Annotated in this window: 16 protein-coding genes; 12 read left to right on the top strand and 4 right to left on the bottom strand. The window is 54.3% G+C overall.

The genetic code is table 11. The features are described 5' to 3' along the window. Nucleotides 1-395: 395 nt before the first annotated feature. Nucleotides 396-2,534 carry a phosphate acetyltransferase gene (gene pta / locus J5224_RS14050; RefSeq protein WP_264625958.1) on the bottom strand — a complete coding sequence of 713 codons (2,139 nt, stop codon included), beginning with the start codon at nucleotides 2,532-2,534 and terminating at the stop codon, nucleotides 396-398. Between the two features lie 93 nt (nucleotides 2,535-2,627). Further along, the gene (gene ackA, locus J5224_RS14045) at nucleotides 2,628-3,830 is read right to left on the bottom strand and encodes an acetate kinase (RefSeq protein ID WP_264625957.1); all 1,203 of its coding nucleotides are present in this window, start codon (nucleotides 3,828-3,830) and stop codon (nucleotides 2,628-2,630) included. A gap of 548 nt (nucleotides 3,831-4,378) precedes the next feature. Between ackA and yfbV the strand changes: the two genes are divergently transcribed. From yfbV to J5224_RS14025, 4 genes are all read left to right on the top strand, one after another. After that, nucleotides 4,379-4,834 carry a terminus macrodomain insulation protein YfbV gene (gene yfbV, locus J5224_RS14040; RefSeq protein WP_264625956.1) on the top strand — a complete coding sequence of 152 codons (456 nt, stop codon included), beginning with the start codon at nucleotides 4,379-4,381 and terminating at the stop codon, nucleotides 4,832-4,834. A gap of 159 nt (nucleotides 4,835-4,993) precedes the next feature. Then, a complete protein-coding gene (locus J5224_RS14035) occupies nucleotides 4,994-5,488 on the top strand; it encodes a YfbU family protein (protein WP_264625955.1) in 495 nt (164 codons plus the stop codon). Nucleotides 5,489-5,516: 28 nt separating this feature from the next. After that, nucleotides 5,517-6,176, top strand: coding sequence for a sugar phosphatase (locus tag J5224_RS14030; RefSeq protein WP_264625954.1), 660 nt, complete (start codon nucleotides 5,517-5,519; stop codon nucleotides 6,174-6,176). 165 nt (nucleotides 6,177-6,341) lie between these two features. After that, nucleotides 6,342-8,177 (top strand): SLC13 family permease, encoded by a 1,836-nt coding sequence (locus J5224_RS14025; RefSeq protein WP_264625953.1) that lies wholly within the window; start codon nucleotides 6,342-6,344, stop codon nucleotides 8,175-8,177. Nucleotides 8,178-8,504: 327 nt separating this feature from the next. Here J5224_RS14025 and yfbR read toward each other — a convergent pair whose 3' ends face one another. Further along, complete coding sequence (gene yfbR, locus J5224_RS14020; RefSeq protein ID WP_264625962.1) at nucleotides 8,505-9,104, bottom strand: 5'-deoxynucleotidase; 600 nt, start codon at nucleotides 9,102-9,104, stop codon at nucleotides 8,505-8,507. Nucleotides 9,105-9,229: 125 nt separating this feature from the next. Next, nucleotides 9,230-10,444: a pyridoxal phosphate-dependent aminotransferase gene (locus J5224_RS14015; protein ID WP_264625961.1), complete on the bottom strand. Its 1,215-nt coding sequence runs from the start codon at nucleotides 10,442-10,444 to the stop codon at nucleotides 9,230-9,232. Nucleotides 10,445-10,933: 489 nt separating this feature from the next. Here J5224_RS14015 and J5224_RS14010 point away from each other — a divergent pair, with 489 nt between their 5' ends. The 8 genes from J5224_RS14010 (at nucleotide 10,934) to nuoH (ending at nucleotide 21,295) form a co-directional block, all read left to right on the top strand. After that, nucleotides 10,934-11,893, top strand: coding sequence for a LysR family transcriptional regulator (locus tag J5224_RS14010; protein ID WP_264625952.1), 960 nt, complete (start codon nucleotides 10,934-10,936; stop codon nucleotides 11,891-11,893). A gap of 654 nt (nucleotides 11,894-12,547) precedes the next feature. Beyond that, nucleotides 12,548-12,991, top strand: a complete 444-nt coding sequence (locus J5224_RS14005) for an NADH-quinone oxidoreductase subunit A (RefSeq protein ID WP_264625951.1) — start codon at nucleotides 12,548-12,550, stop codon at nucleotides 12,989-12,991. Between the two features lie 17 nt (nucleotides 12,992-13,008). Next, nucleotides 13,009-13,683: a NuoB/complex I 20 kDa subunit family protein gene (locus J5224_RS14000; protein ID WP_222157560.1), complete on the top strand. Its 675-nt coding sequence runs from the start codon at nucleotides 13,009-13,011 to the stop codon at nucleotides 13,681-13,683. A gap of 112 nt (nucleotides 13,684-13,795) precedes the next feature. Next, nucleotides 13,796-15,595: an NADH-quinone oxidoreductase subunit C/D gene (gene nuoC / locus J5224_RS13995; RefSeq protein WP_264625950.1), complete on the top strand. Its 1,800-nt coding sequence runs from the start codon at nucleotides 13,796-13,798 to the stop codon at nucleotides 15,593-15,595. 2 nt (nucleotides 15,596-15,597) lie between these two features. Then, the gene (nuoE, locus tag J5224_RS13990) at nucleotides 15,598-16,131 is read left to right on the top strand and encodes an NADH-quinone oxidoreductase subunit NuoE (protein ID WP_264625949.1); all 534 of its coding nucleotides are present in this window, start codon (nucleotides 15,598-15,600) and stop codon (nucleotides 16,129-16,131) included. Beyond that, nucleotides 16,128-17,477 (top strand): NADH-quinone oxidoreductase subunit NuoF, encoded by a 1,350-nt coding sequence (nuoF, locus tag J5224_RS13985; RefSeq protein ID WP_264625948.1) that lies wholly within the window; start codon nucleotides 16,128-16,130, stop codon nucleotides 17,475-17,477. The genes nuoE and nuoF overlap by 4 nt, the downstream gene beginning before the upstream one ends. Before the next feature lie 108 nt (nucleotides 17,478-17,585). After that, nucleotides 17,586-20,321, top strand: coding sequence for an NADH-quinone oxidoreductase subunit NuoG (gene nuoG, locus J5224_RS13980; RefSeq protein ID WP_264625947.1), 2,736 nt, complete (start codon nucleotides 17,586-17,588; stop codon nucleotides 20,319-20,321). Further along, entirely contained in the window at nucleotides 20,318-21,295 is a 978-nt protein-coding gene (gene nuoH, locus J5224_RS13975; RefSeq protein ID WP_264625946.1) for an NADH-quinone oxidoreductase subunit NuoH, read from the top strand. Before nuoG ends, nuoH begins: the two co-directional genes overlap by 4 nt. The last annotated feature ends 1 nt before the right edge of the window (nucleotide 21,296 follow it).

Genomic DNA, 21,296 nt, shown 5'->3' with positions numbered 1-21,296 from the left:
ACCACCTTTCCCTGCTGGTAGCAGGCTAAAACCCCCAGCGTCTGCTTGCCGAGATAGTGAACCAGATTCATGCTGTGCGTTCCTTACGAAGTGAATAGCGAATCGCTAATGTGTTGTTTTTCTGTTTGTTTTGAGATTATTTGTCTGCGAGTGCACTGTCAATAGACGTTGCCATGAAAAACAGACAAGCGAATAATCATCGGGTTACACTGGATATATCGGTCAAATAAAAGGAAATATTATGTTGGTTATCTGGGGACGCGTTTTCACTGGCTGATGTCCAGTTTGGTCATGTGCTGTGAGCGGGATTGACGTAAAAAAATCCCCACGCAACCTGCGCTGCGAGGGGATGGGTACTGAAGTGGCAGTACACTACTTCAGTGGGTTACCCGAGATTACTGCTGGGTAGCCTGAATAGCGGTCAGTGCAACGGTATAAACGATATCGTCTACCAGCGCGCCACGGGACAGATCGTTCACCGGCTTGCGCATGCCTTGCAGCATCGGCCCGATGGAGATCAGGTCAGCAGAACGTTGTACCGCTTTGTACGTGGTGTTACCGGTGTTCAGATCCGGGAAGATGAACACGGTAGCTTGACCCGCAACCGGTGAATTCGGCGCTTTGGATTTCGCTACGTCGGCCATGACTGCGGCGTCGTATTGCAGCGGACCGTCGATCACCAGATCTGGACGTTTTTCCTGTGCCAGACGGGTTGCTTCACGCACTTTTTCCACGTCGCTGCCCGCACCGGAGTTACCGGTGGAGTAGGAGATCATGGCAACGCGCGGCTCGATACCAAACGCGGCGGCGGAATCGGCGGACTGAATCGCAATCTCGGCCAGTTGTTCTGCGGTCGGATCCGGGTTGATAGCGCAGTCACCGTAGACAAACACTTGTTCCGGCAGCAGCATAAAGAACACAGAAGAAACCAGTGAACTGCCCGGAGAGGTTTTGATCAACTGCAACGGCGGACGGATGGTGTTAGCGGTAGTGTGAACGGCACCGGAAACCAGACCGTCAACTTCACCTTGTTCCAACATCAGGGTGCCCAGCACCACGTTGTCTTCCAGTTGCTCACGCGCGACCACTTCGGTCATGCCTTTGCTCTTACGCAGCTCAACCAGACGCGGAACATAGCGTTCGCGAACCACTTCCGGATCGACAATTTCGATGCCTTTGCCCAGTTCAACACCCTGTGCAGCAGCAACGCGTTGGATCTCTTCTGGGTTACCCAGCAGCACGCAGTGTGCAATACCACGTTCGGCACAGATAGAAGCGGCTTTCACGGTACGCGGTTCGTCGCCTTCCGGCAGCACAACGCGTTTGCCCGCTTGGCGTGCCAGTTCGGTCAACTGATAGCGGAATGCCGGCGGAGACAGACGGCGAGAACGCTCGGACGCGGCGCTCAGGGATTCAATCCACTGGCTGTCGATGTGGCGGGCCACGTAGTCTTGGACTTTCTCAACGCGTTCGCTGTCGTCAGCCGGCACTTCCAGGCTGAAGCTTTGCAGGCTGAGCGAGGTCTGCCAGGTGTTGGTGTTCACCATAAATACCGGCAGGCCAGTCTGGAAGGCGCGTTCGCACAGTTTGGCGATGCTGGCATCGATTTCATAACCGCCTGTCAGCAGCACGGCCCCGATTTCAACGCCGTTCATGGCGGCCAGGCACGCGGAGACCAGTACGTCAGGACGATCCGCAGAGGTTACCAGCAGGGAACCCGGACGGAAATGTTCCAACATGTGCGGAATGCTGCGCGCACAGAAGGTCACAGTTTTCACACGACGGGTCTGAATTTCGCCTTCGTTGATGATGCGGGCATTCAGGTGTTTTGCCATGTCGATAGCGCGAGTGGCGATCAGATCGAAGCTCCACGGCACGCAGCCCAGTACCGGCAACGGGCTGTTGGCAAACAGTTGTTTCGGATCGACGTTCGGCACGTCTGCTTTGCTGGAATCGTCGAAGATTTCAGACAAATCAGGACGGGTACGACCTTGTTCATCCACCGGAGCGTTCAGCTTGTTGATGATAACGCCGGTGATGTTTTTGTTCTTGCTGCCGCCAAAGCTGCTGCGAGCCAGTTCGATGCGCTCTTTCAACTGGTCTGGAGAGTCATTGCCCAGTGCGATAACAAACACGATTTCGGCATTCAGGGTTTTGGCGATTTCATAGTTCAGCGCGTTGGCAAACTGATGTTTGCGCGTCGGCACCAGACCTTCTACCAACACCACTTCTGCATCTTTGGTGTTTTCGTGGTAGTTGGCGATGATCTCTTCCATCAGCACGTCTTGCTGGTTGGAACTGAGCAGCGCTTCAACGTGGCTCATTTTCAACGGTTCAGCCGCTGTGATGGCTGAGTTGGCGCGGATGATGGTGGTGGTCTGGTCCGGCGTATTGTCGCCAGAACGCGGCTGCGCGATCGGTTTGAACACGCTCAGGCGCACGCCTTTTTGTTCCATGGAACGAATGACACCCAGGCTGACGCTTGTCAGACCAACGCTGGTGCCAGTGGGGATCAACATGATTGTACGGGACACGGCTAAACCTCTTTACGGTTGCTCGCTGAGTCAAAAACAGCTTGGTCAGAAACGACACCGTCAGCCTTGGCTGACGGTGTGGGATTACTTGTCTTACGCGGTAAGACGCAGGGCGTCTTGCGCGATAACCAACTCTTCGTTGGTCGGGATTACCAGCGCAGGGCGGCAGCCCTCTTTGCTGATGTTGCCGCCGTTGCCGAAGCGAGCAGCCAGGTTACGTTCGTGGTCAACTTCAAAGCCCAGCAGGCCCAGTTTGTTCAGCGTCAGTTCACGAACCATGGCCGCGTTTTCACCGATACCACCGGTGAAGATAACGGCGTCCAGACGGCCTTCCATCAGCGCACTGTAGGCACCGATGTATTTAGCCAGACGGTGGCAGTAAACGTCCATGGCACGTTTGGCATCCGCCTTGGTGGTGTAGTTGTCTTCAACATAGCGGCAGTCGCTGGTGACTTCAGTCAGGCCCAGCAGGCCAGATTCTTTGGTCAGCAGCGTGTTGATAGCCTCAACGCTCATGCCCAGAGAATCGTGCAGATGGAAGATGATGGCTGGGTCGATGTCACCGCTACGGGTACCCATGACCAAACCTTCCAGCGGGGTCAGACCCATGGAGGTATCGACGCACTTACCGTTACGCACTGCGGTTACGGAACCGCCGTTGCCCAGGTGGCAGGTGATCAGGTTAACTTCGTCAACCGGCTTGTTCAGCGCTTCAGCGGCCTGTTGGGTCACAAAGAAGTGGCTGGTGCCGTGTGCGCCATAGCGGCGAACGTGATGCTCTGAGTACAGTTTGTACGGCAGGGCATACAGGTAGGATTCTTCCGGCATGGTCTGGTGGAATGCGGTGTCGAATACGGCAACGTTTTTGTCTGCCAGCGCCGGGAAGGATTTCAGCGCTTCGTCGATGCCAATCAGGTGAGCCGGGTTGTGCAACGGTGCGAAAGGCACGGAATCTTTGATGCCTTGCAATACGTCGTCGTTGATCACGGCAGACTGGGTGAATTTCTCGCCGCCGTGTACGATACGGTGACCGATAGCAACCAGTTGCGCGGAGAGTTCCGGTTTCTGTGCCAGAATGGTGTTAACGATGAAGTTCAACGCTTCGCTGTGTGCAGCGCCTGCGCCCAGCGCAGCTTCTTGCTTGGCACCATCCATTTTCCATTTCAGACGGGCTTCAGGAAGATGGAAACACTCGGCCAGACCTGACAGGTACTCTTCCCCGTTAACAGCATCGATGATAGCGAACTTCAGGGATGAACTACCGCAGTTAAGAACCAGTACTAACTTACTCGACATGGAAGTACCTACTTGTTATACATGGTGAACAAATGTCAAACAGCGCGTAGCGTAGCCTAAACAGCCGCTGACATTTATGACTAACGTCATGGCACGGTGTGATTTCCCTGACATGACCATGAAAAAGCGCCGATATGGCCTATCCGCATAGCATACTGGATGCATGGCGTGCGAAGATGACATATCGGCCCTGAAAAGCATGTGGCGAAAAATAAGGCGATAAATGTCGCGCCCGCACCAATGGTCCCCTGTTTTTTGCCTATGCTGTAGTTAATACAGTTGAAAACGGCATTCATCATCAAGCACGATGGTGAAAGGATCGTTATTCTGGCATGCAGCATGACCACATGGGTTCAGTGACATGACTACTTTAGTATAGATGGCGACCTACGCCGAGGTAGGATACCGATAGCGTCAGGCAAACACAAAATATATTTTAAGTTTATCAAATAGAGTTGCTGGCTTGTTTTAGGATTTTATTTTTTATCTGTTATTTTGATGATGCAATTGAAAATGGTAATAACTGAAACGGTAACAAAGGAGTCGCCATGAAATCTCAACCAACTGATAAACGCGGGGGATGGCGTGTACTCCATTACGGGCAGCATTATATGAAAACCTGGCCGCTGGATAAACGTCTGGCTCCTGTTTTTCCTGAAAATCGCGTAGTGCGCGCTACCCAGTTCGGTATTCGCTTTATGCCGCCGTTGGCCGTGTTCACCTTAACCTGGCAGATTGCGCTGGGCGGTCAGTTGGGTCCGGCGGTGGCGACCGCACTGTTTGCCTGTAGCCTGCCGTTACAGGGGCTGTGGTGGCTGGGTCGCCGCTCGGTATCGCCGTTACCACCAACCCTTTCCGAATGGTTTCACGATCTTCGCTTTAAACTGCAAGAGGCTGGGATGGCGCTGGCACCGATTGAAGGTAAACCCACTTACCAGATGCTGGCCGACGTGCTGAAACGTGCTTTTAAACAGCTGGATAAAACCTTTTTAGACGATCTGTGATCTTTACGGGTAGATAGTATTATTTTGTCCTTCCCCTCTGTTTTAAATCAAAAAACCTGAGGCTAGCGCTATCTTCCCACTTTTGGGTATGCGATTCTGGTATCAGGTTAAACGAGTCAGCGGCGTCAGGCCGGTACTATAGAGGTTCAGGAGAGCACGATGGAAATGACCAATGCCCAGAGATTGATCCTTTCGAATCAATACAAAATGATGACGATGATGGATCCGGACAATGCAGAACGCTATCGTCGGCTGCAAACCATCGTCGAGCGCGGCTATGGGCTGCAAATGCGTGAGTTGGATCGGGAATTTGGCGAACTCAGTGAAGACGTATGCCGCACCATCATCAATATCATGGAAATGCACCACGCCTTGCAGGTTTCCTGGGATAACCTGAAAGACCGCAAGGATCTGGATCAGCGTCGCCTGGCCTTTTTGGGCTTTGATGCCGCGACCGAAGCGCGTTATCTCGGCTTTGTGCGTTTCATGGTGCATGTCGAAGGGCGTTACCCGCATTTTGATTCCGGTACCCACGGCTTCAACGCACAGACTAAAATGTGGGAAAAATACAACCGCATGCTGGCTGTGTGGGTGTCCTGCCCGCGTCAGTATCATTTAAGCGCCGTAGAGATTGCGCAAATCATCAATGCCTGAACCGGTGAAATAAAACAAAGAGGTGGTTGTGGAGTGTAAAGGTTTCCTGTTTGATTTGGATGGTACGTTGGTGGATTCATTACCCGCCGTGGAGCGTGCCTGGGTGAATTGGGCGGTAGCCCATGATATCGACCCCCAGGAGGTGCTTGATTTTATCCATGGCAAACAGGCGATCACCTCGCTGCGCCACTTTTTGCAGGGTAAAAGCGAAGTGGAGATTCAGCGTGAGTTTGACGAACTGGAGCGCACCGAAGCGTCTGACACGCAGGGCGTGCAGGCGATGCCAGGTGCAAGCCAACTCCTCGAACGCCTCAACGCGCTCGGTATTCCTTGGGCTATCGTGACATCAGGCACCGTGCCTATCGCCCATGCGCGCCATCGTGCCGGGCAATTGCCGCAGCCGCAGGTGTTTATCACTGCGGAACAGGTGGCTCGCGGTAAGCCGCAGCCGGATGCTTATCTGCTGGGTGCCGCAAGCTTGGGCCTGGAACCGCATGAGTGTGTGGTGGTAGAAGATGCACCTGCCGGATTGGAATCCGGGTTAGCGGCTGGCTGTCAGGTGATTGCCGTTAATGCCCCGGCGGATACCTTGGCGTTAGAGGACGTTGATATGGTTCTGACATCGCTAACGCAACTGACCTTGACTGCAACGCCGAACGGCGTAGCGGTGCATAAGCTAACCGATTGATAAAAGCGTAACTAAATATGATCAAAACCCCGCCTCGGCGGGGTTTTTTTATGGCAGACTACCAGAACAGACTTGGGTTAAGCGTGATTTTTTAGGCTGTTACCGTCTGGACGGTGAGAAGTAACCGTGTTGCCGCTGGCTTATGCCTTTTTTCGGGAGGATCTTTTGAACCGCGAACTGCTCTGGGTGTTATCCCTGCTGTTGATCGCTATCTTATTGTTTAGCACCAATAAGCTACGCATGGATGTGGTGGCGCTGTTGGTTATCATCGCCTTTGTGTTGAGCGGTACCTTAACGCTGCCGGATGCGCTAGTCGGCTTTAGCGACCCGAACGTGATTCTTATTGCCGCGCTGTTTGTTATTGGCGAAGGGCTGGTGAGAACTGGCGTGGCGTATCAGGTCGGGGAGTGGCTGATCCGCGTCGCGGGTAACAGTGAGATCAAAATGTTGGTGCTGCTGATGCTGACCGTGGCGGCGCTGGGCGCGTTTATGAGCTCCACCGGCGTGGTGGCGATATTTATTCCTGTGGTGTTAAGCGTTTCGGCCAAAATGAAAACGTCGCCGGGGCGGCTGATGATGCCGCTTAGTTTTGCCGGCCTTATCAGCGGGATGATGACGCTGGTGGCGACGCCGCCCAACATGGTGGTAAGCAGTGAGTTGATGCGTGACGGCAACCACGGTTTTGGCTTTTTCAGCGTCACGCCGATTGGCATTGTGGTGCTGCTGCTGGGCATTGCTTACATGCTGGTGGCGCGATTCTGGCTGAGCGGCATCGATCCCAATGCGGATAAAAAAGAAGGTTGGAAGCGCAAGACCTTCCGTGACCTGATTCGCGATTATAAACTGACGGGCAGAGCGCGTCGTTTGGCGATACTGCCGGGGTCTCCTTTTATCGGCCACCGCCTTGATGATTTGCGACTGCGCCAGCGCTACGGTGCCAACGTGGTGGGGATTGAACGTTGGCGTAAGTTTCGTCGCGTAATGGTCAGCGTAGCGGGCAACACCGAACTGCGGTTAAACGATGTGTTGTTGATCGATATGTCAGCCTCTGAGGTTGATTTGCGTGAATTCTGCGCCTCGCAGCGCCTGGAACCGATGGTGCTGCGCGGAGAATACTTTTCCGAACAGGCACGCGATGTCGGGATGGCAGAAGTGTCGCTGATCCCCGATTCTGAACTGATTGGCAAGACGCTTTATGACGTAGGCTTCCGCAGTCGCTACGGGCTTTCCGTGGTCGGTATCCGCCGCAATGGTGAAGCGATGGACGGATTGCTGGCCGATGAACCGCTGCAATTGGGGGATATCCTGCTGGTGATTGGCGACTGGCGTATGATCCGCCAACTGCAATCGCAAAAGCATGTGATGCTGGTGCTGAACCTACCCGCTGAAGTGGATGACGTTGCGCCTGCGGTGAGTCAAGCTCCACACGCGCTGTTCTGTCTGGCGCTGATGGTCGCCATGATGCTGACCGATGAAATCCCCAATGCGATTGCCGCGTTGATTGCCTGTTTGCTGATGGGAAAATTTCGCTGTATCGATATGGAGAGCGCTTACCGTGCAATCCACTGGCCGAGCCTGATTTTGATCGTCGGGATGATGCCGTTTGCGCTGGCGCTTCAGCAAACCGGCGGTGTGACGCTGATTGTTAACGGACTGATGGACATTGCCGGTGGAGCAGGGCCGCAGGTGATGCTGGTGTGCCTGTTTGTGCTGTGTGCGACCATCGGACTGTTTATTTCCAACACCGCCACTGCTGTATTGATGGCACCTATAGCTATCGCTGCCGCAAAACAGATGGGAGTCTCGCCGTATCCCTTCGCGATGATTGTGGCTATTGCCGCCTCGGCGGCATTCATGACACCGGTTTCGTCACCGGTGAATACGCTGGTGCTCGGTCCGGGCGGCTACCGTTTTGGTGATTTCGTGAAAGTGGGTGTGCCGTTTACCGTGCTGGTGATGATTGTTAGTGTCATCATGGTGCCGTGGCTGTATGGTTTTTAACTGTGCGTTGATGCAGCTTATAAAACCATTTTTCTGTGCATGCAGTGAAGGTTTCGTGCGCAACGGGCTAAGCGACTTTTTGCTACATGCGTAGCGCGCGCCCGACATGGGGCGGCTCAATCGCCGTCGCCCCATGGCCCCTGGCTTTTTGCGAGAAATCACGCCGCTGCGCGGTGCCCTCGGCGTTCGTGACCGCCATCGGGCCGCCAGCGACGCGTTCCCGACGCGGCGCTGCCTTTCGCCGCATCCATGCGGCTCACCCGGCGGTCTCGCCCACCTCGGCGTGATTTTTTACGCGGATAAAAAACAAAACAACCCTATTCCGACTTACAGGGTGGAACCCTGACTAATCTCATCCAGTGACAGGCTAAAACTCGGAATAAACACCTCCATGAAGTAGTCCATCTCCGGGCTTTGGCGCTGTTGCAGCGTCTTTTCCAGTCGGGTTTTGGCAAGAGCGAACTCGCTGTTACCGGCTGAAAGCTCTTCAAGACATTTCAGGTAAGCGCACAGGGCATCCGCCTGTTTGACGATGGCGTGCTCTTCTTCACTGCAACAACTGTCATCAATCAGTTGACGATAATCCTGCTGTAATTCAGGTGGTAGCATGGCAATCAGGCTGCGCTGCGCCAGCTTTTCTATCTTCTTATACTCATGGGCAATCTGCGCATTGAAATATTTGATCGGGGTCGGCATGTCTCCGGTTAACACTTCGCTGGCATCGTGGTACATCGCCAGCATCCCAATGCGTTCTGCATTCAGATTGCCGTTGAATTTGCGGTTTTTGATCACCGCCAGCGCGTGAGCGACAAAGGCGACTTGGAGGCTGTGCTCAGACACGTTTTCGGTGCGCACGTTGCGCATCAGCGGCCAGCGACTAATCAGTTTCAAGCGGGATAAGTGGGCGAAAAAGTGACTCTGATTCATCATGTTCTCTCAGACGGCAGCACCATAATCAGCTATTGTCGCCGCTCACGGGAAGGATGTAAACCAAGGTAAAGCCGCCTGCACGTCGTGAAAAATGATGTGCAGGCGTGATGCAAACAAGCGCGTTACTGATGGTAGTGCGACAGGAAGCGGCCCAGTTTGTGGATGGCGGAATCCAGTTCATCTACGCGCGGCAGCGTGACAATACGTACGTGGTCGGGATGCGGCCAGTTAAACGCGGTGCCTTGTACCAGCAGCACTTTTTCTTGCAGCAGCAGATCCAACACCATTTTTTGGTCGTCATGGATATTGAAACGCTTAGCATCGATACGTGGGAACATGTAAAGCGCTCCCTGCGGTTTGACACAGGAGACACCGGGGATCTGATTGATCAGTTCCCAGGCGCGCAGACGCTGCTCATACAAGCGTCCACCGGGATGAATAAACTCGCTGATGCTCTGATAACCGCCCAGCGCAGTCTGAATGGCGTGTTGCATCGGCACGTTGGCACACAGACGCATAGACGCCAGCATTTCCAAACCTTCGATATAGCCTTTGGCGTGTTTTTTAGGACCGTTCAGCGCCATCCAGCCCTGACGAAACCCAGCCACACGGTAGGTTTTAGATAGCCCGTTAAAGGTTACCGTCAGCAGATCCGGTGCCAGCGCGGCGATGGAGTGGTGTTGCGCCTCGTCGTACAGAATTTTGTCGTAGATCTCGTCAGCAAAAATAATCAGGTTGTGCTGGCGTGCAATTTCCACGATCTCCATCAGCAGCTCTTTGCTGTAGACGGCACCGGTAGGGTTGTTGGGGTTGATGATCACGATGCCGCGCGTGCGCGGGGTGATCTTGCTGCGGATGTCGTCCAGATCGGGGAACCAGCCGGCTTCTTCATCGCACAGATAGTGCACCGCATGCCCGCTGGATAGCGAGACGGCGGCGGTCCACAGCGGATAATCCGGTGCAGGAACCAGCATCTCGTCGCCGGTGTTAAGCAACGCTTGCATGGATTGCACGATCAGCTCGGAGACGCCGTTGCCGATATACACATCTTCCAGCGTCATTTCACGCATCCCGCGCGCTTGATAATGCTGCACAATGGCCTTACGCGCGGAATAAAGTCCTTTAGAATCGCAGTAACCCTGTGCGGTAGGTAAATTACGGATGACATCGACCAGAATTTCATCCGGTGCATCGAAACCGAAGGGGGCAGGATTACCGATGTTCAGTTTGAGTACTTTATTTCCTTCCTCTTCCAGGCGCTTGGCTTCTTTTAGCACCGGGCCGCGAATGTCATAGCAAACATTATCAAGCTTTTTAGACTTCTCAATGGGAGACATCATAGATAGAGCGAACCTTTTTCAGGAAAAGCGTATTTCGCGATGAAATAGCATAACCTGCCTAATGTACTCCTGTGTTTACCCCTTTTGAAGAATGATCGTCGATTTTAGTGCAATGCTGCGGGCTGCTGCACTGTTATTGTGCATTTTATCCCCGCTGAATGGCACGAATCCACTTTTGAAAAAAGGGAGATAACACATCCTGTGCGCCTTTCTTTTCGTCAGGCTATTTATTCGGAGCGTGAAAATATAATTTCCAGTATAAAGGCGGAGCAGTTGTTTTTTTACCGAGTGGATAATGATCCTGACACTATTTGGTGGGGGCGTTAGCGGCTGGATGAAAAGGCGATAATGGTAACGAAACGTGAGTATTTTTTTGCCCTAATCGAACGACTGCGATACTGTTTCAACATGTATTGTAATTAATGATACATGTAATAAAACACCAGGAATGTTTGTTAAATACTAAAATAGATAAGTGAAAATCGTATGGCCAATGCAAATCGATCGGTACTCAATCTTGATCTCGATCTACTCAGAACGTTTGTAGCGGTAGCGGATTTGAACACTTTCGCCGCCGCCGCCGTGGCAGTTTGCCGCACGCAATCTGCGGTGAGCCAACAAATGCAACGACTGGAACAACTGGTGGGTAAAGAGCTGTTCGCTCGCCACGGTCGTAACAAATTGCTGACGGAACACGGGGTGCAGTTTCTGGGTTATGCCCGCAAGATCCTGCAATTTAATGATGAAGCCTGCACCTCGCTGATGTACAGCGACATGCTGGGCACGCTGGCGATCGGCGCGTGTGAAGATACGGCAGATAACATTTTGCCTACGCTTTTGCATCGCGTGACCACGCTGTTTCCCAAACTGACTATTGACGTTAGCGTAAAGCCTAGTCCAGAACTGCACAGTATGCTGGAAAAAAAAGCGATTGATTTGGCCATTACTACCATGTCGAGTGAGAGCGCCGAGCAAATTTTGCTGCGCACTTCGCCGACCATGTGGTATTGCGCGGCGGATTATCGCTTTCGTCAGGACGAACCCGTGTCGCTGGTGCTACTGGATGAGCCCAGCAATTTTCGCGCATTGGCGATCACCTTGCTCAATGAAGCGGGGATCCCCTGGCGTATTGCCTATGTCGCGTCAACGCTCCCTGCCGTGCGTGCTGCGGTGAAGGCCGGGTTGGGCGTGACGTTGCGAACCGTTGAGATGATGAATCCAGAACTGCGGGTACTGGGAACGGCAGATGGTTTGCCGGCACTTCCTGATACGCAGTATTTTTTATGCAAACGCCAGCAAGAAAGCAACACCCTGGCTGATGCCATTTTCAATGTGGTCGTGTCCGGTCACTACTATCGTGGCCCTCTGCTCTCTGGTGCCTCAGCCGGTGACGATAACAGCACAAGCGAGGGAGATGCGGCGCTGAAAAACGCCCTGTTTATGTAATTCAGAACGTGGCTCGCGTTCATACGGGTATGGCGTAGTAGCAGGACGCCGTCATGGCTATGCCCGTTTTTTACCTCCTTATGATTATCCCACTTCATGATTATTCCCATTCAATCGCGTTCCTCTTATCGTTATTCCTCCTGCTTTCTAAGGTTTTGTATTTTATGAAAAGCTGTTTCTTATTTTTCAAATGAATGTTGCAGACTTTCAGTTGTTAACATTGGCGCTGACAATTGGGTTTTTTTACTAACTAAATTGACAAAATTGTGTGTTGGATCAAAAAATAACCCTATTAAGGCTAAGGGGGACCGGGTTTTCCGCACGAAAATGGTATAGTGCTTGTGCATTATCACCTATCCTTTAGCTAGCAGGTTGTTAACAATTGCACCCGCCAGAGCCAGACTGACTCGATTTAGCTGAAGCATGAAAAGTGAAATGTTAACAAAACAGCGTGCATGTTAAGTTATGTGCTGTTATTTTTAGTAAGGTTGAAAAAAGGTTACAAAATAAAGGACGCAACCGCTGCAAAACGCGCTTAACGTAGCTGTTTTCCGCATTATTTGCAGGGTGATTATCCTTCCTTTTAATCGATGTGACGCATTAACTGCCAGTAGAGCAGGTGTTCAACGTCACTTTTGATGAGTAAGCAAGAGTATGTCAACAACGACTGAAATCCTCGCCCATCACTGGGCATTTGCGCTATTCGTTATCATCGCCGTCGGCCTGTGCGGCTTCATGCTGTTGGGCGGGTTCCTGCTAGGCGGGAGAGCCAGAGCAAGGGCAAAGAACGTTCCCTATGAATCCGGGATTGACTCGGTTGGCTCTGCGCGCCTGCGCCTGTCTGCCAAGTTCTATCTGGTTGCCATGTTTTTCGTTATTTTCGACGTTGAAGCTCTGTATCTCTATGCCTGGGCCGTTTCCATTCGGGAAAGCGGCTGGCTGGGCTTCATCGAAGCTGCCATTTTCATTTTGGTGTTGTTGGCGGGGTTGGTCTACCTGGTCCGTATCGGCGCGCTCGACTGGACGCCGACGCGTTCAAAACGGCAGGTTATCAAGTCTGACTTTCCGGTTAACACTACCAACACTCATCCGCAGTAACAGCGAGGCACTTTAAGATGGACTATACGCTCACCCGCATAGAGCCGGACGGTGAGAATGACCGTTATCCCCTGCAACGCCAGGAGATCGTTACCGATCCTCTGGAGCAGCATGTTCACCGCAGTGTTTTCATGGGAAACCTGGAGCATGCCTTACACGACACGGTCAACTGGGGCCGCAAGAACTCACTGTGGCCCTACAACTTCGGTCTTTCCTGCTGCTATGTGGAAATGGTGACTTCGTTCACTGCCGTGCATGACGTGGCGCGCTTTGGTTCTGAAGTGTTACGTGCCTCCCCGCGTCAGGCTGACTTCATGGTGGTGGCCGGAACCTGTTTCACCAAAATGGCCCCGGTGATTCAGCGCCTGTATGAACAGATGCTGGAGCCGAAATGGGTGATTTCCATGGGCGCGTGCGCCAACTCCGGTGGCATGTACGACATTTACTCCGTGGTGCAGGGCGTCGATAAATTCCTGCCGGTGGATGTTTATATTCCGGGCTGCCCACCGCGCCCTGAAGCGTATATGCAAGCGCTGTTGCTGCTCAAAGAGTCTATTGGTCAAGAGCGCCGCCCTCTGTCATGGGTGGTGGGAGAGCAGGGCGTGTATCGCGCCAATATGCAATCCGAGCGCGAACGCAAACGTGAAGAGCGTATTGCGGTGACGAACCTGCGTTCGCCCGACGAGATTTAATCTGTTAATGACAAGCAGAATGGCTGCGTAATACTACTCTCACAGGGTAGCAAGATAATAAACGGCAGCCGCACCATTAACAGAATGGCAAAATTACCGTGGTGACATATTTATGACAGATTTAACGACGCACGACCTCGCGCAGCCGGCCTGGGCTACCCGCGATCACCGGGATGATCCCGTCGTTGGCGAGCTGTGTAACCGTTTTGGACCTGAAGCCTTTACCGTGCAGGCAACCCGTACCGGGATGCCGGTTGTATGGGTGAAGCGTGAGCAATTACTGGACGTTGTCACGTTCCTGAAAAAGCTGCCCAAACCCTATGTGATGCTGTTCGATCTGCACGGGGTGGACGAGCGCCTGCGCACACACCGTGAAGGTTTGCCTGCCGCAGACTACTCCGTCTTCTATCACTTTATCTCCATTGAACGTAATCGCGACATCATGATCAAGGTGCCATTGTCTGAAAATGACCTGCGCCTGCCGACCATGGTAAAACTGTTCCCTAACGCCAACTGGTATGAGCGTGAAGTGTGGGACATGTTTGGTATTACGTTTGACGGTCACCCGCACCTGACGCGCATCATGATGCCGCAGACGTGGGAAGGGCACCCGCTGCGTAAAGATTACCCGGCGCGCGCCACCGAATTCGATCCCTTTGTGCTGACCAAGCAGAAGGAAGATCTGGAGATGGAATCCCTGACGTTCAAGCCTGAAGACTGGGGCATGAAGCGCGGGACGGAAAACGAAGATTTCATGTTCCTTAACCTCGGTCCGAACCACCCCTCCTCACACGGGGCGTTTCGCATCATCCTGCAACTGGATGGTGAAGAGGTTGTCGATTGTATTCCTGATGTGGGCTATCACCACCGCGGTGCGGAGAAGATGGGCGAGCGCCAGTCCTGGCACAGCTATATCCCGTATACCGACCGTATCGAATACCTGGGCGGCTGCGTCAATGAGATGCCCTATGTGTTAGCCGTAGAAAAACTGGCAGGGATCGTGGTGCCGGAACGTGTGAACGTTATCCGCGTCATGCTCTCAGAGCTGTTCAGAATAAACAGCCACCTGCTCTACATCAGTACCTTTATTCAAGACGTCGGCGCTATGACGCCGGTCTTTTTTGCCTTTACCGATCGCCAGAAAATTTATGATTTGGTGGAAGCCATCACCGGTTTCCGTATGCACCCGGCTTGGTTCCGTATCGGCGGCGTAGCACACGACCTGCCGCGCGGTTGGGAACGTCTGCTGCGTGAGTTCCTGGACTGGATGCCAAAACGTCTGGATACCTACGTAACGGCTGCGCTGAAAAACACCATCCTCAAAGGACGTACTCAAGGCGTAGCGGCGTACAACGCCAAAGAAGCGCTGGAATGGGGCGTTACTGGTGCTGGGTTGCGTGCGACCGGCGTCGCGTTTGACGTGCGTAAATGGCGTCCGTACTCCGGCTATGAAAACTTTGACTTTGAAGTACCGGTGGGTGACGGCATCAGTGACTGCTACGCCCGTGTGATGCTGAAAGTGGAAGAGCTGCGCCAGAGCTTGCGGATTCTGGAGCAATGCCTGAACAACATGCCGGAAGGCCCGTTCAAGGCCGATCACCCGCTGACCACGCCGCCGCCGAAAGAGCGCACGTTGCAGCACATCGAAACGCTGATCAACCACTTCCTCCAGGTCTCCTGGGGCCCTGTGATGCCGGAAAACGAATCGTTCCAGATGGTCGAAGCGACGAAAGGTATCAACAGTTACTACCTGACCAGCGACGGCGGCACCATGAGTTACCGCACCCGTATTCGCACCCCGAGCTATGCGCACTTGCAGCAGATCCCTTCCGTGATTCGCGGTTGTCTGGTGTCTGACCTGATCGTGTACCTCGGGAGTATTGATTTCGTTATGTCAGATGTGGATCGCTAATTATGCATGATCAAGACACTCAACAACCTATTAACGCCGCAGCCGATGCCGCGCCGAACGAGTCTGTTTTTGTATTGAGCGACGCTGAGCGCGATGCCATCGAGCATGAAAAACATCACTACGAAGATGCGCGCGCGGCGTCCATCGAAGCGTTGAAAATTGTTCAGAAACATCGTGGCTGGGTGCCGGATGGCGCTATTCATGCCATTGCTGACATTCTGGCAATTCCGGCCAGTGATGTGGAAGGCGTAGCGACGTTTTACAGCCAGATTTTCCGTCAACCGGTTGGACGCCACGTGATTCGCTATTGCGATAGCGTGGTGTGCTACATCAACGGTTTTCAGGGTGTGCAAGCAGCACTGGAACGAAAACTGAAGATCAAACCCGGACAAACCACCTTTGACGGACGTTTTACCCTGCTGCCGACCTGCTGCCTGGGCAACTGTGACAAAGGCCCGTCGATGATGATCGACGAGGATACGCACAGTCATGTCAAGCCTGACGATATCGATTCGCTATTGGAGCCGTATCAATGAGTATGAACAGGATTTTGACGCCTGAACAGCACCCGCTGACCTGGCGTCTGCGTGATGACAAGCAGCCGGTCTGGCTTGACGAATACCGCGCAAAGAATGGGTATGCGGCAGCGCAGAAAGCGCTCAGCGGCATGGCACAGGACGAAGTGGTTAGTCTGGTAAAAGACGCGGGCCTGAAAGGGCGTGGCGGTGCGGGCTTCTCCACCGGTCTGAAATGGAGCCTGATGCCGAAAGACGAAAGCATGAACATTCGCTATCTGCTGTGTAACGCGGATGAGATGGAGCCGGGCACGTACAAAGACCGTCTGCTGATGGAGCAACTGCCGCACCTGCTGGTGGAAGGCATGCTGATCAGCGCATTTGCCCTCAAAGCCTATCGCGGCTATATCTTCCTGCGTGGCGAATACGTGGAAGCCGCCGTAAACCTGCGTCGCGCCATCGAAGAAGCTAAACAGGCTGGCCTGCTGGGTAAAAATATTCTTGGTAGCGGATTTGATTTCGAGCTGTTCGTGCACACCGGTGCCGGGCGCTATATCTGTGGTGAAGAAACCGCGTTGATCAACTCGCTGGAAGGCCGTCGCGCGAACCCGCGCTCCAAGCCACCGTTCCCGGCATCTGCCGGTGCGTGGGGCAAGCCGACTTGCGTAAACAACGTGGAAACCCTGTGTAACGTGCCTGCGATTATCGCGCACGGCGCCGAATGGTATCAGGGGTTGTCTGCCGGTAAGAGTAAAGATGCGGGCACCAAGCTGATGGGCTTCTCTGGCCGTGTGAAAAACCCCGGTTTGTGGGAACTACCGTTTGGCACCACGGCGCGCGAGATTTTGGAAGACTACGCGGGCGGCATGCGCGACGGGCTTAAATTCAAAGCCTGGCAGCCGGGCGGCGCGGGTACCGACTTCCTCACCGAAGCGCATCTCGACCTGCCGATGGATTTCGAACATATCGCCAAGGCAGGCAGCCGTCTCGGTACCGCGTTGGCCATGGCGGTCGATCACGAGATCAACATGGTGGGGCTGACCCGCAATCTGGAAGAGTTCTTTGCCCGCGAATCCTGTGGCTGGTGTACGCCGTGCCGCGACGGTTTACCGTGGAGCGTGAAGATCCTGCGTGCGCTGGAGCGCGGCGAAGGGCAACCCGGCGATATTGAAACGCTGGAGCAACTGTGCCGCTTCCTCGGGCCGGGCAACACCTTCTGCGCCCATGCGCCAGGTGCTGTTGAACCGCTGCAAAGTGCTATCAAGTATTTCCGTGACGAATTTGAAGCAGGTATTGCGCCGCAATATCTGGGAAATACCAAAGCGATTGGCGGTATTCAGCCGAACCTGCTGAAAGAGCGTTGGTAATCAAGCCGACAATAACAGGGGACGAAGCACGTCTCCGCTGGCGGATAGCCTGCTCTTATTACAGAATTTTTGATTAGCGCCTGTGGCAACACGGGCCATTATGGAAGCATGCTGACTATGGCTACGATTCATGTAGACGGCAAAGAGTATGAGGTGAACGGCTCGGACAACCTGCTAGAGGCTTGTCTGACGCTGGGGCTTGATATTCCTTACTTTTGCTGGCATCCCGCGCTGGGTAGCGTCGGTTCCTGCCGCCTGTGCGCGGTGAAGCAGTACCAGAATGCGGAGGACACGCGTGGCCGTCTGGTCATGTCCTGTATGACCCCCGCAACCGATGGCGCGTTTATCGCCATCGACGATGAGGAAGCCAAACTGTTCCGTAAAACCATCGTCGAATTCCTGATGACTAACCACCCGCACGACTGCCCGGTCTGCGAAGAGGGTGGCAACTGTCATTTGCAGGATATGACGGTGATGACGGGACACAACTTCCGCCGCTATCGCTTTACCAAACGTACTCACCGTAATCAGGACCTGGGGCCGTTTATCTCGCATGAGATGAACCGCTGCATCGCCTGCTATCGCTGTGTGCGTTACTACAAAGACTACGCCGGTGGTACCGATCTGGGCGTGTATGGTGCCCATGATAACGTCTACTTTGGCCGCCCTGAAGATGGCGTGCTGGAAAGCGAATTTTCCGGCAACCTGGTCGAAGTGTGTCCGACCGGGGTGTTCACCGATAAAACGCACTCTGCGCGCTACAACCGTAAATGGGATATGCAGTTTGCGCCCAGCGTTTGCCAGCAGTGCAGCGTTGGGTGTAACACCAGCCCAGGCGAACGTTACGGTGAACTGCGTCGTATCGAAAACCGCTACAACGGCAGTGTGAACCACTATTTCCTGTGTGACCGTGGCCGTTTTGGTTATGGCTACGTCAACGCGAAAGATCGTCCGCGTCAGCCATTGCAACGTCGTGGCGATGACTGGATTGCCCTGAACGCCGATCAGGCACTGCAAGGGGCGGCGGATGTGCTGCGCCAGTCAAAACGCGTCATTGGTATTGGTTCCCCGCGCGCCAGCGTAGAAAGCAACTTTGCGCTGCGTGAACTGGTGGGTGCGGAAAGCTTCTACACCGGTATTGCCCACGGTGAGCAGGCGCGTTTGCAACTGATCCTCAACGTGTTGCGCGACAGCGGTGTACGCACCCCGATGCTGCGTGATATCGAAAGCTATGACGCCGTATTGGTGTTGGGTGAAGATTTGACCCAAACCGGGGCGCGTATCGCGCTGGCAGTTCGTCAGGCGGTGAAGGGGAAAGCGCGTGAAATGGCGGCTGCGCAAAAAGTGGCAGACTGGCAGATTGCGGCCATTCTCAACATCGGCCAACATGCCAAGCACCCGCTGTTTATGACATCGGTGGACAAAACTCGTCTGGATGATATCGCTGCCTGGAACTACCGCGCACCGGTAGAGGATCAGGCGCGCCTTGGCTTCGCTATCGCTCATGCGTTAGATGAAAATGCTCCGGCAGTCACTGATTTGGATGCCTCACTGGCACCGAAAGTTGACGTCATCGTGCAGGCTCTGGCAGGCGCGAAAAAACCGCTGATTATCTCTGGTACCCATTCTGGTAGCGAAGCGATTATTGAAGCGGCTGCCAACGTGGCGAAAGCGCTTAAACAACGCGGTGCTGATGTCGGCGTGACCTTTGTTGCTTCCGCGGCAAACAGTATTGGCCTGTCAATGATTGGCGGCGGTTCGTTGGACGATGCGCTGGCACAGTTGGAGAGCGGTGCTGCCGATAGCGTGGTGGTGCTGGAAAACGATCTCTATCGTCACGCCCCGCAGGCGCGTGTGGATGCGGCGCTGGCTAAAGCCACCAATCTGATCGTGTTGGATCATCAGCGCACTGCGATCATGGATAAAGCGTCATTGATCCTCTCTGCCGCCAGCTTTGCTGAAAGCGACGGTACGCTGATCAATCAGGAAGGCCGCGCGCAGCGTTTCTTCCAGGTGTACGATCCGGCCTATTACGATAACAGCGTGGTGATGCTGGAAAGCTGGCGCTGGTTGCATTCGCTGGCGACCACTTACCAAAGCCGTAAGGTCGATTGGACGCAACTGGATCACGTGATTGATGCCTGTGTGGCGGCGTTGCCGCAGCTGGCAGGCGTCAAAGACGCCGCGCCGGATGCCAACTTCCGCATCAACGGGCAGAAACTGGCGCGTTCACCTAACCGCTCCAGTGGCCGCACCTCGATGCGTGCCAATATCAGCGTGCATGAACCGCGTCAGCCACAAGACAAAGACACGATGTTCGCCTTCTCGATGGAAGGGAACAACAGCCCGACAGCCGCGCGCCAGCAGATTCCGTTTGCCTGGTCTCCCGGTTGGAACTCCCCGCAGGCGTGGAACAAATTCCAGGATGAAGTGGGCGGTCACCTGCGCCACGGCGATCCGGGTGTGCGATTGATTGAAGCGGGCGAAGGCGAACTGGGTTATTTCGACGCCATTCCGGCAGCGTTTAACGCACAGCCGGGGCAGTGGCGCGTTGCACCTTACTACCATCTGTTCGGCAGTGAAGAGATGACGCAGCGCTCTACGGTTATCCAACAACGTATGGATGATGCTTATGTCATGGTCAGTCTTGCCGATGCGGCGCTGCTGGGCGTTAACGCAGGCGCGCTGCTTGAGCTACGCTGTCAGGGGCAGACCCTGCGTCTGCCGCTGCGCCTGAGCGATGCGCTGCGTCAGGGACAGGTCGGATTGCCGTTAGGGTTCCCGGGTATTGCGCCGTCGCTGGCAGGGGCAACCATTGAAAGTCTGCGGGAGGCTGCACAATGAGCTGGTTAACACCGGAGGTTATGGATACCTTGATCGCCGTCGGCAAAGCCGTGGTGATCCTGCTGGTGGTAGTCACCTGCGGCGCATTCATGAGTATGGGCGAACGTCGTCTTCTGGGGCTGTTCCAGGGGCGTTACGGGCCAAACCGCGTGGGCTGGGGCGGGTCGTTGCAGCTGGTCGCGGACATGATCAAGATGTTCTTCAAAGAGGACTGGGTGCCGCGCTTTACCGACCGCGTGATTTTCACGTTGGCACCGGTGATTGCCTTTACCTCGCTGCTGCTCTCGTTCGCCATTGTGCCGGTCACGCCGACCTGGGGCGTTGCCGATTTAAACATCGGCTTACTGTTCTTCCTGATGATGGCGGGGCTGGCAGTGTACGCCGTGCTGTTCGCCGGCTGGGCGAGCGGTAACAAATACTCTCTGTTGGGGGCGGTGCGTGCATCAGCGCAAACGCTGAGCTACGAAGTGTTCCTCGGTCTGTCGCTGATGGGCGTAGTGGCACAGGCGGGCTCGTTCAACATGCGCGATATCGTTGAATCCCAAGCGCACTTGTGGAACGTTATCCCGCAGTTTTTCGGTTTCGTGACCTTTGCTATCGCCGGTGTGGCTGTGTGTCACCGCCATCCGTTCGACCAACCGGAAGCGGAGCAGGAACTGGCAGATGGTTACCACATCGAATATTCCGGTATGAAATTTGGCCTGTTCTTCGTGGGGGAATATATCGGTATCGTGACCGTATCGGCGCTGATGGTAACGCTGTTCTTCGGTGGCTGGCACGGGCCGTTCTTACCGCCTTTTGTTTGGTTTGCGCTGAAAACCGGCTTCTTCATGATGATGTTCATCCTGATCCGTGCCTCGTTGCCGCGTCCGCGCTATGACCAGGTGATGACCTTCGGGTGGACCGTCTGTTTGCCGTTAACGCTGCTCAATCTGCTGGCGACGGCGGCCGTGATTTTGTACAACGCACACTAAA

It is taken from the genome of Candidatus Symbiopectobacterium sp. NZEC135 (assembly GCF_025962695.1).
The sequence above is the reverse complement of the archived record's forward strand: the minus strand, read 5'-3'. Positions and strand labels throughout refer to the sequence as shown.

What these genes read in the sequence shown, in the direction of transcription:
- ackA (WP_264625957.1), bottom strand. Translation starts at nt 3,830, where the DNA reads ATGTCGAGTAAGTTAGTACTGGTTCTTAACTGCGGTAGTTCATCCCTG.
- yfbV (WP_264625956.1), top strand. Translation starts at nt 4,379, where the DNA reads ATGAAATCTCAACCAACTGATAAACGCGGGGGATGGCGTGTACTCCAT.
- J5224_RS14035 (WP_264625955.1), top strand. Translation starts at nt 4,994, where the DNA reads ATGGAAATGACCAATGCCCAGAGATTGATCCTTTCGAATCAATACAAA.
- yfbR (WP_264625962.1), bottom strand. Translation starts at nt 9,104, where the DNA reads ATGAATCAGAGTCACTTTTTCGCCCACTTATCCCGCTTGAAACTGATT.
- J5224_RS14015 (WP_264625961.1), bottom strand. Translation starts at nt 10,444, where the DNA reads ATGTCTCCCATTGAGAAGTCTAAAAAGCTTGATAATGTTTGCTATGAC.
- J5224_RS14010 (WP_264625952.1), top strand. Translation starts at nt 10,934, where the DNA reads ATGGCCAATGCAAATCGATCGGTACTCAATCTTGATCTCGATCTACTC.
- J5224_RS14005 (WP_264625951.1), top strand. Translation starts at nt 12,548, where the DNA reads ATGTCAACAACGACTGAAATCCTCGCCCATCACTGGGCATTTGCGCTA.
- J5224_RS14000 (WP_222157560.1), top strand. Translation starts at nt 13,009, where the DNA reads ATGGACTATACGCTCACCCGCATAGAGCCGGACGGTGAGAATGACCGT.
- nuoC (WP_264625950.1), top strand. Translation starts at nt 13,796, where the DNA reads ATGACAGATTTAACGACGCACGACCTCGCGCAGCCGGCCTGGGCTACC.
- nuoE (WP_264625949.1), top strand. Translation starts at nt 15,598, where the DNA reads ATGCATGATCAAGACACTCAACAACCTATTAACGCCGCAGCCGATGCC.
- nuoF (WP_264625948.1), top strand. Translation starts at nt 16,128, where the DNA reads ATGAGTATGAACAGGATTTTGACGCCTGAACAGCACCCGCTGACCTGG.
- nuoG (WP_264625947.1), top strand. Translation starts at nt 17,586, where the DNA reads ATGCTGACTATGGCTACGATTCATGTAGACGGCAAAGAGTATGAGGTG.
- nuoH (WP_264625946.1), top strand. Translation starts at nt 20,318, where the DNA reads ATGAGCTGGTTAACACCGGAGGTTATGGATACCTTGATCGCCGTCGGC.